We start from the raw sequence: 15,636 nt of genomic DNA, 5'->3' as shown, positions 1-15,636 counted from the left end.
CCGCCAGTCCGGCCCGAACTTCGGCGAAACGGCGATTGCGCAAGCCGATTTGGACGACTTTCTCGCCGCCGTCCGGGCCGGCGACCTTGACGCGATAGGCGTCTCCCAAGTCGCTGTCGTTGCGGCGGTCGCGGGCGCCGAGCACGTTGATCGGTATTAGCGGGACTTGCTCGGCCTTGCCCAGCACGAAAAACATCTGGGCGCTCATGCCGGTCATCAATTGCCGGTCGCGGTTGTCGACATCGACCAACACGTTATACAGTACGACGTTGTTGATGACTTCCGGCGTCGGCAGTATTTGCCTGACCGTGGCTTGCCAACGCCGCTCGCCCGAGCCCATCGTCGTGAAATATACCGCCATGGCCGGGCGGAGCCGCATCACATCGGCTTCGGCGACTTGGGCGCGTACCGTCATCGTGTCCAGTTTCGCCAACTGCAGGATCATCGGCGTGGTTTGATTGGCGTTTAACGTTTGGCCCTCGCGGGCCTTTTGATCGACCATCGTGCCGGCCATCGACGCGTAGATTTTGGTGTATCCCAAATTGGTTTTATCGCCGTTCAGCGTCGATTGCAATTGCTCGATTTGCGCTTCCAGCGCCGCGACGGTGGCGTCGGCGTTTTTCAACGTGAATTCGCTGTTTTGAAAATCCTGGACGCTGACGCCGTGGCTGACCAGCAATTCCCGGTTGCGTTCGTATTGCTGACGGGCGAACAGTGCTTGCGCTTGTTGACCGCGCAATTGCGCTTGCAGGTTCTTGATATTGGCTTCGTCGGCGGCGACCCGAGCCGCGTAAATTCGCGGATCGATCTGCGCCAGTAGTTGGCCGGCCTCGACATTGTCACCGATTTTGACTTGGATTTTTTGTAACTGACCGGTGACTTGGGCGCCGACATCCACGTATTCCTTGGGCTCGAGTTTGCCTTGAGCGGTGACGGTTTCCTCAATGTCCCCGAGCGTGACGGTCGCTAACGCGGGGCGGTCGGCATCCGTGGACTTATTAGTGGGCGTCAGCCAGCGATAAGCCGCGATCGCGGTAGTCAACAGCAACAGCAAAATGATCGCGGGCCGACGTTGACGGCTACGGTTATTCTCCGGGTTTGGCGGCATGGCAACGGTATCGGTTGATTACGGTTGGTACTAGTAAACATTCCGACCGGCAGTAGTGGCGATGGCTTCGACAGCGGTAGGTGGGTAAATCTTCCCGAGCCTGAACAATTCGGCGGCGGGATCGCGGCTCGCTAGTGAGCCGGTGTTCAGTTTAGGTGTTGCGCGGACGCTTGGCAAGACGGTCGAGCCGTAGCTGGGTGTAAAGCTTGGTAAAGGTGGGCGAAAATCATTGGCGCGGTCAACGCGCCGTTTCGAACTCGAGTGGGATGGGAGGAGTCTTCACTCCGTCATTAGGGTGGGGGCGGTCCCTTGCGACGGCCGCCCCTCTTTGGAGTAGCGACTAACCCGTTAGCCGGCCGAACGTGCGGATCGCGAGCGTTTCATGGAACCGACAGCCAGCAATCCGGAGAACATCAGCAGTCCGGAAGCGGGCAACGGCACTTGGCTGACCAGCGGTGTTTGAGTCAGGCTGACCGCGCCGGCACCGACGAAGGTCAGACCGGTTACGAAGGCTTGCGGATTGTTGGGATCCAGGCCCGCGCTGACTTCGATGCCCAGAATTCGGAAGCGGCTGACGCCGCCGGGTTCGAAGAAGTACTCAATGCCTGCGGTCAATGCCGCCGCGAACACGTACTCCGTATTCTCCCAAAGGTACAGATCGTAAATTCCGTCCCCGAGATTGGTGGGCAACAGAACGGAAGCAATGTTGGGACCGGATGTGACTTCGTAGTCGTAACCGACCGCTACCTCAGGGTCGATAAAGATGGGTTGTTCCGGCTGAACATTGAAATCGAAGACAAAAGAGCCGTCTACGACAACCGGCAACAACGGGTTGGACGGCGTTGCGCCGGGCGTCAAACCGTTGCGGATGCTGAACGACCAGAAGCCGGGATCGCCGTTGACGACATTGGTGTTATTGGCAATATCGAGAATATCGCTGGTGAACGAACCCGGCAGCGTGAAGTAATTGACGTTGTCGCCGGCGTCGAAACCGGCTTGCGCGGGGGTGCCGCCTAGGCCGTTGTTGCCGTTGCTGGCGTCGCCGGTGGTCCATTCCAGCCGGTCGTAGCGAAATTCGACGTCGAAGTCGCCGTTTTGCTGGTTGCGCAACACCAGTTGGAAGTTATTGGTTTTGTCGGCGTGTTCGCTGTAGTAACCGACGTTGTTCCAGGTGACGATGGTCGTATTGCTGTTCGGCGCGCCGACGTAAACGTTGCCGCAACCGTCGCAACGCGTATCGACATCGGCCCAATAGGGCGCGATCATCGGTTGTTCGGAGATCGGGAAACTGCTGGGCGTGAATTCGGATAGCGGCGACTGAAACGTGATATTGCCGTTGTTGTTCACGTAAAAGTTGTTGAACACGTTTCCGTAAAAATTAACGGCAAACGGCAGATTCAACATCGAACTCGATTCGTCATCGTTAGGGGTCAGGGCTATCTCGCCGAATGTGCCGTCCGCCAGCGTCAACAACGAAACGGCGTTTGCCGAACCGGGTACCGCTAACGTCAGGGACAGAATTCCGCCGACTATCAGTGCTTTCATTCCACTCTCCTTGCTGCAATTGTGATGGACTGGTGTCGCGCAAGTGTTTGCTCCCGATTGTTTTCCAGCTCTTCGCCTTGTATTTATGACAATCGTGTGACAATTATTGCGACGGTTCCATTCTATCGAGCGAAATTTTGTGATGTCAATCAAAATTTTTGATAGAAACTCGGCTGGCTGGCTAGGTGCGCGCTGCGGCAAGCGGTTCCGGTAAGCCTGCATTGGATGTTGACGGTGCGCGCGGACATTTCCGCATTCGTCCGGCCGGACGCTACACTTAATAGGTATCCCGTTGGCACAATTATCGCTTTTACTGGGACAATAGCGTTTTTCACCGGCAAGCGACAAAAATATGACGGACAAATACGGCATCGACAGTCATAAATTGGTGTACCACCCCAAGCGCGTCGCTCAATGGCTGGACGGCAGGCAGGACTGGGAACTCGCCAAATCGGTCTACCCGATCTACATGGAAATCTCGCCGGTCGGTGCCTGCAACCATCGTTGCACTTTTTGCGCGGTCGATTACATCGGCTATCAGGCCAAGCGATTGGACGTCAACATTCTGGCGGATCGTTTGGCCGAGATGGGCCGGTTGGGCGTCAAAAGCATTATGTACGCCGGCGAAGGCGAGCCTATGCTGCACAAGGAGATCAACGAAATCGTCAAAGCCACCGTGGATGCCGGTATCGACGTGTCGTTCACCACCAACGGCACCCTGATGAACACTAAATTTATCGAGCAATCGTTGCCGCTGACTTCGTGGATTAAAGTCTCCTTGAACGCCGGTAGCGCCGAGAACTACGCGGCGATACACCGTACCAAGGCGGCCGATTTCGACTTGGTGCTGAACAATTTGCGAGCCGCCGTCGCGCATAAACGCGCCTATGGCCTGACTTGCACGCTAGGCGCGCAGATTTTGCTGTTACCCGAAAACCGCGGCGAAATCGCCATTTTGGCCGGGATTTGCAAGGACATCGGCCTGGATTATCTGGTGGTCAAACCCTATTCCCAACACCTGTTCAGCGAGACTCGGCTCTACGAAAATCTGCGCTACGACGATTTGCTGGGCATGGCCGAAGAACTGGCGGCCTTTAACGGCGACGGCTTCAACGTGGTGTTTCGCGAACAAACCATGAAAAATTACAGCCAGTCGGACGAGCAACGTTACCAAACCTGTCACGCCACGCCGTATTTTTGGGCCTACATCATGGCCGACGGCGAGGTTTACGGCTGCAGCGCCTATTTGACCGACTCGCGTTTTGCCTACGGCAATATTGCCGAACAAAGTTTTCAGGCGATCTGGGAAGGCGACAAGCGCCGGGCGAACTGGCATTACATCGGCCACGAACTGGACATTCACGAGTGCCGCAAGAACTGCCGGATGGAAGCGGTCAATCAATATTTGGACAAACTGGCCGACAACCAACCCGCCCATGTCAATTTCATTTAAGGACAAATCATGAAGGTTATTGTTACCGGCGGCGCCGGGTTTATCGGCAGTCATCTCAGCCGCGAGCTGTGGCGCCTGGGCCATTCGGTCCAAGTCATCGATAGCCTGATCGGCGGCCGCAAGGAAACCATCGCCGATTTGCTGGGCCAGGACCGCTTCGCGTTTCAACAGGCAGACATTCGGGAATTTGCCGCCATCGCACCCTTATTCGACGGCGCAGATTGGGTGTTTCATCTGGCCGGTTTGGCCGACATCGTACCCTCCATCGAAAAGCCGCGCGCCTATTACGAAACCAATGTCGACGGCACCTTCAACGTACTGGAAGCTTCCCGCGCCGCCGGGGTCAGGCGTTTTGTCTACGCCGCTTCGTCGTCCTGCTACGGCCTGGCCGAACAGTTCCCAACGCCGGAAACCGCGCCGGTCAAGCCGCAATATCCCTATGCGCTGACCAAATATTTGGGGGAAGAATTAGTGCTGCACTGGGCGCAGTTGTACGGCCTGCCGGCGCTATCGCTGCGCTTGTTCAACGTCTACGGCCCGCACGCCCGCACCACCGGGGCTTACGGCGCGGTGTTCGGCGTGTTTTTGGCGCAAAAGCTCAACGGCAAGCCGTTTACCGTGGTCGGCGACGGCACCCAAACCCGCGACTTTACTTACGTCACCGACGTGGCCAATGCCTTTATCGCCGCCGCCGAGTCGGGCTTAGCCGGCGAAGTGATGAACGTCGGCAGCGGCGGCACTTACAGCGTGAATCAATTGGTCGGCTTGTTGGGCGGCCCGGTGGAATATATTCCCAAACGACCCGGCGAGCCGGACTGCACCTTCGCCGACACTTGCAAGATTCGCGAGAAACTGGGCTGGCAACCGCAAGTCAGTTTCGAACAAGGCGTCGCCAACATGCTGGCGCACATCGATTATTGGCGGGAAGCGCCGCTGTGGACGTCGGCGTCGATCGCCGACGCCACCGCCGATTGGTTTAAATACCTGGATAAATAGGAGGTCGCGATGCCATTAGTACAAGCCGCGGGACAATTCGCCGAACTGATGGCGGGCTGCCGTTTCAACGCGGCGGACGGGGCTGCTTTGGACGGCGAAGGCGTTGTAGCCGACGTTTTGTCCGAATTCGCGCGGGTCAAGCAGCAACAGGCCAAAGTCATCATTTTAGGTAACGGCGGCAGCGCGGCGATAGCCAGCCATGTCATCACCGATCTGCGTAATGTCGGCGGTTTGTGCGCGTTGACCCTGCACGAAGCCGCGCCGCTGACCTGTTTTACCAACGATTTCGGTTACGAACAGGCTTTCGCCAAGCAAGTCTCGGCCTTCGCTTATCCGGACGATGTGCTGATCGCGATCAGCAGCTCCGGGCAGTCGGCCAACATCGTCAACGCGGTGGCGGCGGCCAATGCCAAGGGCTTGGCGGTGCTGACCCTGAGCGGTTTCAAGCCCGACAATCCGTTGCGCCGGTTAGGGCGCTGGAACGTCTGGCTGGACAGCAACCATTACGGCATGGTCGAGTTGGCGCATTTGTTCGTGCTGCACCACATTACCGATCAATTGATTAAAAAGTAGGCTTATGTCCACGTCCAAAATCGTCTCGATCGAGCAACTGGCCCAGCGTTCCGCCGAATTGAAGGCGGCAGGCAAAACCGTGGCGCTGTGTCACGGCACTTTCGATTTATTGCACATCGGCCATATCCGCCATTTACAGGCCGCCGCGCGCGAGGCCGACGCGCTGCTGGTCAGCGTCACCGCCGACGAATACGTCAACAAAGGTCCCGGACGGCCGGTGTTCAACCAATATTTGCGCGCCGAAAACATTGCCGCGCTGGCTTGCGTGGATAGCGTGGCGATCAACCATGCCGTGACCGCCGTCAACGTGCTGGATGCGGTCAAGCCGGATTTGTACGTCAAGGGCAGCGACTACAAGAGCACCAGCGACGATTTGACCGGCAATATTCAGCACGAGCAGGACGCGGTCGAGCGCCACGGCGGCAAGGTGTTTTTCACCGACGAACTGACCTCCAGTTCCACCCGTTTGCTGAACGAATATTTCGAGGTGTTCTCGCCGGAAATTTCCGCCTATCTGGACGAATTCAAGGAACGGATTTCGGCCAACGCGATGATAGAGCAGCTGAAAGGTTTGCAAGGCCTGAATGTGCTGGTGGTCGGCGAGGCCATCGTCGACGAGTACCATTACACCTCGGCCTTGGGCCAGTCCGGCAAGGGCAACGTGTTTTCGGTCAAATACAACGACTACGAACGCTTCGCCGGCGGCGCGATCGCGGTCGCCAACCACGTGGCCGAGTTTGCCGGCAACGTGACCTTGTTGTCCGGGTTGGGCGCGACGAAAAGCCACGAAGACTTCATCCGCACTAATTTGAATCCCAACATCGATCCGGTGTTTTTCTTTAGCCAGGATCGGCCGACCATCGTCAAGCGCCGCTACGTCGATGCCGACATCGCCAAGTTGTTCGAGGTGTATTTTTACAACGACGCCCCGTTGCCGGTGGAAGTCAACCGCAAGATCGTGGCCTGGCTGGAACGGCATTTGCGCGATTTCGACGTCGTGATCGTGCCGGACTTCGGCAACGGTTTCATTTCCGGCGACATCGTCGCGGCCTTGTGCGCCGGCGCCAAGTTCCTGGCCGTCAACGCCCAAGTTAACAGCGGCAATCGCGGTTACCATTTGATCACCCGCTATCCGCGCGCCAATTTCCTGTCGATGAACGAACCGGAATTGCGTTTGGCGGTACACGACAGAGGCGGGGCGATCGAGGAACTGGCCGGACAGTTGGCCGACAGGCTGGCGGCCAGCCACATCGCGATCACCCGTGGCACCAAGGGCGCGTTGCTGCTGGATCAAGCCAAGACCCAGTACAAGATTCCGGCCCTGTCGTCCAAAGTGGTGGACCGCATCGGCGCCGGCGATGCCTTCTTGTCGCTGGCCGGCTTGTGTCTGGGCGCCGGCTTGGCGCCGGACGCGGCCTTGTTCGCCGGTAGCGCGGCGGCGGCGCTGGACGTGCAAATCGTCTGCAACCGCGAGCCGGTGCGGGCGGTGGCTTTGTTCAAATACATCACCACCTTGCTCAAATGAACGTGCCGACAACCGCCGAACTGCAAGATTTGTATTACCGCATGCTGCGCATCCGCCGTGCCGAAGAGGCCATCGCCGCCCGTTACGCCGAGCAGCACATGCGTTGCCCGACCCATTTGTGCATCGGCGAGGAAGCCATCGCGGTCGGCGTTTGCGCGCATCTGACCGAGAGCGACAAGGTCTTCAGCAACCATCGCGGCCACGGCCATTATCTGGCCAAGGGTGGCAGTCTGGTCGGCCTGATCGCCGAACTGTACGGTTTAGCCGCTGGTTGTTGCGGCGGGCGTGGCGGTTCGATGCATTTGAGTGATTTATCGGCCGGCTTTATCGCCTCCACACCCATCGTCGGCGGCACGGTGCCGGTCGCTGCCGGCTACGCCTGGGGCGAACAGCGCCGGAATTCAAACAACGTCGTGGTGGTGTTTTTCGGCGACGGCTGTTTCGAGGAAGGCGTGTTGCACGAGACCATGAATTTCGCGGTGCTGAAAAATCTTCCGCTGGTGATGGTTTGCGAGAACAACCAATACTCGGTGATGACGCCGTTATACGAACGCCAGCCGGCTCGCGACATTTATCAAATTGCTGCCGCCCACGGCTTGCAGGCCGTCAGCGGCGACGGCAATAAAGTCGAACACGTCCATGCGCTGGCGGAAAACGCCATCGCCGCCGCCCGCAACGGCGAGGGCCCGCAGTTCCTGGAATTGCATACCCATCGCTGGCCGGAACATTGCGGACCGAACGAGGACGACGAGCTGGGCTACCGCATGCCCGGCGAACTGTTGGCCTGGAAACAGCGCTGTCCGCTGTTGCATACCGGGCGGACCTTGGCCGATGCCGGCGTCGGCGCCGAGGTATTGCTCGAAATCGAGCAACGGGTCGGCGCCGAAATCGCCGAAGCCTTCGCCGAAGCCTTGACCGGCCCGGCACCGGCGTGGGCGAGCATGGAGCGGTATCTGTATGTCTGAGACCTTGACCTTGAGTTACGGCGCGGCGATCCGCGAGGCCTTGGACGACGGGTTGGCGCGGTTTCCGGACTCGCTATTGATCGGCGAGGGCGTGCCCGATCCGAAAACCATTTTCGCCACCACCCAAGGCTTGCGCGAGAAATACGGCGCCGAGCGGGTGCTGGACATGCCGCTGGCCGAAAACGGCATGACCGGCATCTGCATCGGCGCGGCGCTGGCCGGCATGCGGCCGGTGCTGGTGCATCAGCGCATCGATTTTGCGTTGCTGGCGATGGATCAACTAGTCAACAACGCGGCCAAATGGCATTACATGTTCGACGGCAAGCAAAGCGTGCCGCTGGTGGTGAGAGTCATCATCGGCCGCGGCTGGGGGCAGGGGCCGCAGCATTCGCAAAGCTTGCAAGCGATGTTCGCCCAGGTTCCCGGCCTGAAGGTGGTGATGCCGACCACGGCCGGCGACGCCTACCATTTCATGCTGGACGCGATCGCCGACGACGGCCCGGTGTTGTTCGTCGAACACCGCTGGCTGCATCATGTGATCGGCCAAGTCGATAAAGACCGGCCCGCAGCCGGCTTGAGCGGCGCGGCGCGATTGCGCGAAGGCCGCGACATCAGCATCGCCGCGTTCTCGCATATGACGATTGAAGCGCTGAAGGCCGCCGCCGTACTGGCCGAACACGGTATCGAAGCCGACGTGGTGGACATGCGCTGCCTGACGCCGCTGGATGTCGATACTGTCGCACGCTCGGCCGCCGAAACCGGCTTGTTGCTGGTGGCCGATTGCGCGCCGGAAATGGCGTCGCTCGGCCATACCTTGATTTCGCGCTTGTATCAACGGCAGCCGCACCCGTTAAAACAAGCGCCGCGCCTGATCGCCTATCCCAACCATCCGGTACCGACCACGCATTATCTGGCCAACCATTACTACCCCGGCGCGGAGAGCATCGCCGAGACGGTGTTGGAGTTATTGGATCGCCGGCCGCTACTAGACAGCATCCGGCGGCAATTGCATTCCGATTTGGCCAAGGATCAGCCCGACCGCAGTTTCGTCGGCCCGTTTTAACTTATTCGAGAACTCGCCATGTCCAAACCCGAGCAAATCAACCGATTCGGCAATGCCGCAGTCACTTCCATCCCGGAAGACGCGCCGTTGTTCAACAAGCCCGGCCACAAGCTGCGCACCTCCAATCAGATCGTCGATCGCAGTGCCTTGTCGCAAGACTATCAGGTCATCGACACTAGCCAGTTAAGCCGTTTGCCGGGGCAGAAATTCAAGACCGTGTCGCACGACGGCCAGGAAGGCATCGTGCGCCTGGAGGCCGGTTGCGAACACGAGCCTTCGGTGCCCAACCAGTTCACCGGCCCCAGCTTCCGTACTCAGCGCGAACGCTTCCGCTTCGACGGCCACAAGATGATGCATCACTTGGACCGGGTGCAGGCTTGGCAAAACGGTGAGCGTTTCGCGCCAGTGCATATCGACATGGGTTTGACCAAGTTTTGCAACACCGCTTGTCTGTACTGTTACGCGGTAGTGCAGAACATGACCAAGGGCGCGATGATAGGCCGCGATGCCTTGCTGAATTTCGTGCGCGACTGCGGCAAGCTGGGCGTGCGCTCGTTGGGCTTCATCGGCGACGGCGAGCCGACCCTGAATCCGACGCTGTACGACGCAACCGTGTTGGCCGGCGAATTGGGTATAGACACCGCGATGGCGACCAACGGCATCGCCTTGGATATGAGTCGCGCCCACGACTTGCTGAAAAACATGAGCTACATTCGCTTCAATTTGTCCGCCGGCACGCCCGAAGGTTTTCGCCGGGTGCATCAGTCGGTGGAAGGCAATTTCGACTTGCTGATCGTCAAGATCCGCGAACTGGTCAAAATCAAGAAAGAAAATAATTACAAATGCACGATAGGCCTGCAAATGGTCCTGATCCCAGAGTGCTTCGACGAAGTATTGGCCGAAGCCAGGCTGGGCGCCGAATTGGGCGTGGATTACTTCGTCATCAAGCATTGCTCGGATTCCGAATACAAGGAAATCGGCATCGACTACGACGCCTATCTTAACGTCAACGACCTATTGAAACAGGCCGAAGCACTAAGCAACGAGCACTACGTGGTGCAGGCCAAATGGAACAAGATCAACGCGGCCGGCGAAACCAATCTGTACAAGGACGGCTACCGTAAATACGACCAATGCTTCGGCACGCCGTTTCTATTGCAGATTTCCGGCAACGGCAAAATCTATCCGTGCGGACCGTTCTTCAACAAGGAACGGTTTTACATCGGCGATCTGCACAGCGATTCGTTTTACGATCTGGTCGCCAACAGCGAGCGCTACTGGCAGGTGCACAAAGACGTCTCCGAGTCGGTCGATGTACACAAAGATTGCGCGATCGGCTGCCGCCAGGATTATGTGAACAAATTCCTGTGGGATTTAAAAAATCCGCCGGAACATATTAATTTTATTTAATATCGACCAAACCGGGTGCGCGATGAATCAAGTGAGCGAGACGCAAAGCCAACACGATTCGGCGAAGGATGCATTTTTTATGAATATAGAAGATGCCTACCTGACCGCACTTAAACAAAATCCGGTGGTCGAAAACGGCCGGACTCGGCCGCAATATTGCTATTACGACGGTCCGCTCACCGACATTGTATTGCAGAACTTTATTCAGGTACCCGCCGACAATTTTAGCGAATTCTTTTCGCATAATCATTTGCCGATACCTGAGTTAATTGCTATTTCGCACGAGGGCGTCGTGCATTTCAACGAGATGCCGGCCGATATTATCGACGAAATTCACCAGCAGCGTACGCAATATAAAGTCGTCGATTATATTCATGCGGACAGTTTTTTCGCCGATCCGTTATTAGCGTTAAATGTCGCCAAACAACGGAACCGAATTTATTGCGGACATCCGACGATAGACGGTTTGCAAATCTGTTATTACCGCGGGGAACTACCCGAGCACGGCATAGAAAATCTGCTGCATTTGGAATTGGATCAAGCCATCGAATTCTTCGTCGATACCGCTTACCGGTTGCCGACGAAAATCGAATTGCCGGACGAGTTGGAAGACGAGTTAAAAACCTCGATTCGGAGCGGATTCGAGACGATCGTTAACGAGGTTAAGCAACGGAGGCGGACCTTGATTTCGCAATTGCTGGCGCAAGCGAAACAAGTAACGCCTAAATTTCACGACGGCGAGCCACTGAAAATCATGCTGCCGTCGAGCCGATTGACCACGGTTATGCAATATTGCTCGCGGGCGGTCGCCAAGGCCTTCGAAAAGCGCGGATACCAAGTATGGTTTTACATGGAAGACGGGGAAATGGAAACCAATAACCTGATTAAGTTCTACCGAAACTATATCGAATTTAATCCCCACGTTATTTTTTACGTCAATCAATTAAATAATTTGGCGCTTAACGATAATGTCACGCATATCTCTTGGTGGCAGGACAGCATGCCGCAAATTACCGAACATAAAGCACTACGTTGGCGAGGCAATGACTATGTGTTTTCGATTTCGCCGGTACTCGACCGCCATTTGGCGTTAACCGGTGCGAAAAATATCGTTCGCCAACATTTCGCGGTCGATGACGAGATATTCAATACCGATGGCGACATCGGGCGGCAAAACAAAGTGGTATTCGTCGGTAGTTCGTATCTCAACTCGGTCGATTTAAGTCGTCCGGAGCAGCGCGAAATTGTAGAGGTTTTTATCGATAAAATAGATAACGGCGAGATTGTCACCGAGGCGATGGCCGGGGAAATCGCGGTACGCTTTGGATTGCCGCCCGCCTTCGTATTTTGGAATTTATTGCATTACGCAATACGCGATTATTCGGTGAAATGGCTGTGCGAATCCACGGCAATGCCAGTAGAAATTTACGGGCGCTACTGGGAGCAAGATCCCGATGTGGCCGACCATTTCAACGGCGAGTTGAAACACGGCACGCAGGTTGCCGATGTGTATCGTTCGGCGCGTTACGCGCTGGTGTCCCATCCCTTCGAAATCAATTCCCAACGGTTGGCCGAAGCCGCGGCCTGCGGCTGCATTCCGCTGGTCTACGATTGCCGAGACGTGGCGGAAAAGCCGCACTGGGACGACGCCTGTTTGTTTTTTAAAACCCGTCGGGAATTGCTGGAGATATTAAAAACACAAGCCCGGCCGGCGCTTTCACCCACGGTTATTGCCGAACGGTTTACTTATACCGCGGCCGTCGATAACTTTATTAAACACAGCAATATCGGTGAACTTAGCCAAGCCAAGCAGAGCCGGATTTCAATGTTTGTCGGCCGCTAATCCAACCTTAAATGACGCCATGGCCGTTAGACCGGATTGCTATTTTCTCGATCTGAAATTGGCTTTGCTAGAAGCCGAGCGGCAAAACCGTTGCGTCGACGAAGCCGGCGTGGAGCGCTTGCAATATTGTTATTACGACGGGCCGCTAAGCGATAGCCTATTGCCGAATTTAATTTATGTTTCGCAATATCAATTTAGCGAGTTTTTTGCGAATAACACGCTGCCGATACCGAAATACGTCGTCGACCAAGACGGTCGGGAGCATGATTTAACGGCCGATCCCGGCAATATGCTTGAAGAAATTCTGGTATTGCGAAACGCGGACAATCACCGGCCGAATCATAAGGATACCGACTTTTTTAATGCCTTGGAGGCCTTGAATACCGCAAAGCAACGCAATGTTCGGATTGCCGACGACGGTAGTACCGGTTTGCAGCTTTGCTATTACCACGGCGAAAAACTGGCAAGCGATTTGGAAAATCTGATCCATGTGGATTTGGACCGTATCCTGGAGTTTTTGGTATTCAGCCGATTGCGTTTGCCGGAAGAATTGCGAGCGGACCCCGAGTTAATGGCCGACTACCAACAGGTGCTGGATTCGGTGTTCGAAACCAGGGCGCAATTCACTGCTGAGTTGGAACGGCAAGCGCTGGATCAGCAACCGGATTTCGCCGCCGATCGGCCGTGGCGTGTTCTTATCTACGCGGCCAATTCTTCGTCGGTATTATGTCCACTGGCGGAAACGCTGGCTAAAAGCGGATACTCGGTGATGTTATATGTGGTTAGCGATACCCTGCATACGCTAAACAGGGTTGATGCGCTGAATCAATATGTCGAATTCCGCCCGCATATTCTGATTCAGGAAAATCAATTGGATAATGGTTTTCTGGCGGATGATGTCATTAATATGGTTTATTGGCTGGCCGACGATGTGGGATTCGAATCCTTGGCGTCGCTGCCGTTTAGAAAAAACGACTTTAATTTCTGCCGGGCGGAAACCGTTTTCCAACATTTAAAACGTTGCGGGGCCGACAATGTTGTTCGGATCGAGCCGGAAGCCGACGAGCTGACTCTACCGATACTGTGGTGTAATTTCAATCATGCGCGGCCGAATTCACGTCGCGAGATACTCGAACTGCCGATCGCGTTGGAAGGGCCGGCGGAGGACATTAATCAATGCGCGGAACGCTGGTCCGGTAATTTGCAGGTCCTGAAACAATGGAGGCCGACACTTTATGAAGACCTCAGTGTTTATTTAGCCGATCGCCAAATTAACGTATTTGTCGGCGAAGCCATCGCGGGCGAATTTTATTCGGTCGCGGTATTTGCCGGCGAGCAGCGGCTTTACCAATTGGATTTGCCGAAAAAAGCCGAAAACATCAGGAATATACGCGCCCAGGCGAAGGTGGCTCAACGCTTTAACGTGCCTTGTTACGGCTTGGCCGGCATCGGCGACGGCGGCGAATTAGCCGCAATATTTTCCGCCACATCGACACCGATCGCGGAAATGCCGAATCTCGAGATTCCGATTTATCTGGTCGATGCCGATTTCGGCGGCTTGCTGGCTACTATGTTAGTCCGGGATATTCGAGACGTGCTCGCCGAGAATAGAGTATGGTTGTGCTTTCAAGCGTCCGGTTTTAGCGAGTTTGTCGCCGAATTGAATGCTAAGCAATCGATTTTGCCGGAAGTGACGATTAATGTTAGCGCGACGGAAACCGAGTTTCAGCAAATTCAGCACGCGGTGGACGAGGCCAGGGACAATAGAAGCGATTCCCACGCGAAATTGCTGGCGATAATCGACGACTACTACCGGCAAATGAGTTTGGAAACTTGGCGCGACAAATTCCGGCCTAACCCGGCAACGCCAATTCGAGTGATGGGCTTTGCCTCGCGATTTACCAGCTTTTTGCAATATTGCATGCGGGACTTGCTGGATGGTTTCGCCAGAGCCGGCGCGGAAATTCAGCTATCCACCGATACCGCCAATTTCCGCCGTAACGGCATGGAAAGTATCGTGGCGCAAATCGCCGAGTTTAAACCGGACCTGATACTGTCCATCGATCATTTTCGCCACGAATTTGCCGGCTTGCCGGAACCGGTGCCGTTCGTCAATTGGATACAGGATATGTTGCCGTCGATCACCCAAAATCGCCGCGCCGTCAAATCCAGGGATTTTACCTTCGTATTTTCCAAGGATTGGTTGGCGATAAATCGCAATCCATTATATGCCAGTTTTCCGGTCGAATATTTACCGCTCGGCTTTAACGACGCCTATTATTATCCGATCCAAAACCGCGCCTACCAATACGACTTCTTGTTTATTACCCATCTGATCGATCCGGCAAAAACGCTGTCCCCGTTTCGATCCGGTCAGGGAAGTTTTAATAATTACGACTCGACCGAATTGAGCTTACTGAAACAGCGGAAACTGACTGTCGATATTTTAAACAGGATATACCGGGTTATTTTAGAATATACCGATCAGTTGCCTATCGATCAATTTCACCGCTTTTGTCTAGATAATCAAATCGGTAAATTTAAGTTGGTGGAACAATTATTGGGCGACCACGGTATAACCATCACGATTGACGTTATTAATCAATTAATGGCCGGCAGCGGCAGTCGATTCCATTATCACTATTTAACCGAAATGAAAACCCGCCCGATCGCCGCGTTGCTCGATGCCGGGCTGAGTATTGAGCTAGCGCTATACGGCAGAAATTGGGATAAATTTGCTAAGTTTTCGCCTTATGCGCATGGCGTCGCCGAAAACGGCGAAAATATCAACGAATTAATGAATCGCTCTAGGATTTGTTTTAACGGCAGTCCAGGCACCAGTTTGCACATGCGCGCGCTGGAAATCATGGCGGCGGGTTGTTTTATGCTGTCCCGGCGTATTTACAAGGATGCCGCGCCGCTGTCGGAATATTATTCCGACGATGAGGTGGCTTATTACGCGGATGAAAAAGACTTGATCCGGCAAGTCGAGTTTTATCTGCATAACGAGGGCGCCCGCGCGGAAATCGCCGACAAGGCTTATCGAAAAACCTTGAGCTTGTTTTCCTATCGGAGTATCGCGGAACGTATTCGAGATTCCGTTGCACTGCGCTTGTCCGAGCCTGTTTAACTGCTAAATCAGGAATACGCTATGT

The 15,636-nt window shown here is 55.5% G+C and carries 11 protein-coding genes; 9 read left to right on the top strand and 2 right to left on the bottom strand.

All coding sequences use genetic code 11. From position 1 onward, the window contains the following. Positions 1 to 1,108: efflux RND transporter periplasmic adaptor subunit (locus tag BJL95_RS20375; RefSeq protein ID WP_083386180.1), on the bottom strand; the 1,108-nt coding region annotated here is incomplete at its 3' end. Positions 1,109 to 1,456: 348 nt separating this feature from the next. Next, positions 1,457 to 2,653, bottom strand: a complete 1,197-nt coding sequence (locus BJL95_RS20370) for a nidogen-like domain-containing protein (RefSeq protein ID WP_064030659.1) — start codon at positions 2,651 to 2,653, stop codon at positions 1,457 to 1,459. Positions 2,654 to 3,005: 352 nt separating this feature from the next. Between BJL95_RS20370 and BJL95_RS20365 the strand changes: the two genes are divergently transcribed. The 9 genes from BJL95_RS20365 (at position 3,006) to BJL95_RS20325 (ending at position 15,611) form a co-directional block, all read left to right on the top strand. Then, complete coding sequence (locus BJL95_RS20365; protein ID WP_064030658.1) at positions 3,006 to 4,106, top strand: radical SAM protein; 1,101 nt, start codon at positions 3,006 to 3,008, stop codon at positions 4,104 to 4,106. 9 nt (positions 4,107 to 4,115) lie between these two features. Next, the gene (locus BJL95_RS20360) at positions 4,116 to 5,102 is read left to right on the top strand and encodes an SDR family oxidoreductase (protein ID WP_071160524.1); all 987 of its coding nucleotides are present in this window, start codon (positions 4,116 to 4,118) and stop codon (positions 5,100 to 5,102) included. 9 nt (positions 5,103 to 5,111) lie between these two features. Then, positions 5,112 to 5,675 carry an SIS domain-containing protein gene (locus BJL95_RS20355; RefSeq protein ID WP_064030656.1) on the top strand — a complete coding sequence of 188 codons (564 nt, stop codon included), beginning with the start codon at positions 5,112 to 5,114 and terminating at the stop codon, positions 5,673 to 5,675. Between the two features lie 4 nt (positions 5,676 to 5,679). Next, positions 5,680 to 7,200 carry a PfkB family carbohydrate kinase gene (locus BJL95_RS20350; RefSeq protein WP_071160523.1) on the top strand — a complete coding sequence of 507 codons (1,521 nt, stop codon included), beginning with the start codon at positions 5,680 to 5,682 and terminating at the stop codon, positions 7,198 to 7,200. Further along, positions 7,197 to 8,165 carry a thiamine pyrophosphate-dependent dehydrogenase E1 component subunit alpha gene (locus BJL95_RS20345; protein WP_071160522.1) on the top strand — a complete coding sequence of 323 codons (969 nt, stop codon included), beginning with the start codon at positions 7,197 to 7,199 and terminating at the stop codon, positions 8,163 to 8,165. The genes BJL95_RS20350 and BJL95_RS20345 overlap by 4 nt, the downstream gene beginning before the upstream one ends. Then, positions 8,158 to 9,228, top strand: a complete 1,071-nt coding sequence (locus BJL95_RS20340) for an alpha-ketoacid dehydrogenase subunit beta (RefSeq protein ID WP_071160521.1) — start codon at positions 8,158 to 8,160, stop codon at positions 9,226 to 9,228. Before BJL95_RS20345 ends, BJL95_RS20340 begins: the two co-directional genes overlap by 8 nt. 18 nt (positions 9,229 to 9,246) lie before the next feature. Next, positions 9,247 to 10,638, top strand: a complete 1,392-nt coding sequence (locus BJL95_RS20335; RefSeq protein WP_071160520.1) for a radical SAM protein — start codon at positions 9,247 to 9,249, stop codon at positions 10,636 to 10,638. Positions 10,639 to 10,717: 79 nt separating this feature from the next. Further along, on the top strand, positions 10,718 to 12,481 hold the full coding sequence (locus BJL95_RS20330; protein WP_254786858.1) for a glycosyltransferase: 1,764 nt from the start codon (positions 10,718 to 10,720) through the stop codon (positions 12,479 to 12,481). A 19-nt stretch (positions 12,482 to 12,500) separates the two neighbouring features. Next, the gene (locus tag BJL95_RS20325; protein ID WP_071160518.1) at positions 12,501 to 15,611 is read left to right on the top strand and encodes a glycosyltransferase; all 3,111 of its coding nucleotides are present in this window, start codon (positions 12,501 to 12,503) and stop codon (positions 15,609 to 15,611) included. Positions 15,612 to 15,636 lie beyond the last annotated feature (25 nt).

The organism is Methylomonas sp. LWB (assembly GCF_001856095.1).
GTDB classification, from domain to species: Bacteria; Pseudomonadota; Gammaproteobacteria; order Methylococcales; family Methylomonadaceae; genus Methylomonas; species Methylomonas koyamae_A.
The sequence above is the reverse complement of the archived record's forward strand: the minus strand, read 5'-3'. Positions and strand labels throughout refer to the sequence as shown.

Excerpts from the sequence above, each read along its gene's own strand:
- BJL95_RS20340 (WP_071160521.1), top strand. The coding sequence starts at position 8,158 with ATGTCTGAGACCTTGACCTTGAGTTACGGCGCGGCGATCCGCGAGGCC.
- BJL95_RS20330 (WP_254786858.1), top strand. The coding sequence starts at position 10,718 with ATGAATATAGAAGATGCCTACCTGACCGCACTTAAACAAAATCCGGTG.
- BJL95_RS20355 (WP_064030656.1), top strand. The coding sequence starts at position 5,112 with ATGCCATTAGTACAAGCCGCGGGACAATTCGCCGAACTGATGGCGGGC.
- BJL95_RS20325 (WP_071160518.1), top strand. The coding sequence starts at position 12,501 with ATGGCCGTTAGACCGGATTGCTATTTTCTCGATCTGAAATTGGCTTTG.
- BJL95_RS20365 (WP_064030658.1), top strand. The coding sequence starts at position 3,006 with ATGACGGACAAATACGGCATCGACAGTCATAAATTGGTGTACCACCCC.
- BJL95_RS20345 (WP_071160522.1), top strand. The coding sequence starts at position 7,197 with ATGAACGTGCCGACAACCGCCGAACTGCAAGATTTGTATTACCGCATG.
- BJL95_RS20360 (WP_071160524.1), top strand. The coding sequence starts at position 4,116 with ATGAAGGTTATTGTTACCGGCGGCGCCGGGTTTATCGGCAGTCATCTC.
- BJL95_RS20335 (WP_071160520.1), top strand. The coding sequence starts at position 9,247 with ATGTCCAAACCCGAGCAAATCAACCGATTCGGCAATGCCGCAGTCACT.
- BJL95_RS20350 (WP_071160523.1), top strand. The coding sequence starts at position 5,680 with ATGTCCACGTCCAAAATCGTCTCGATCGAGCAACTGGCCCAGCGTTCC.
- BJL95_RS20370 (WP_064030659.1), bottom strand. The coding sequence starts at position 2,653 with ATGAAAGCACTGATAGTCGGCGGAATTCTGTCCCTGACGTTAGCGGTA.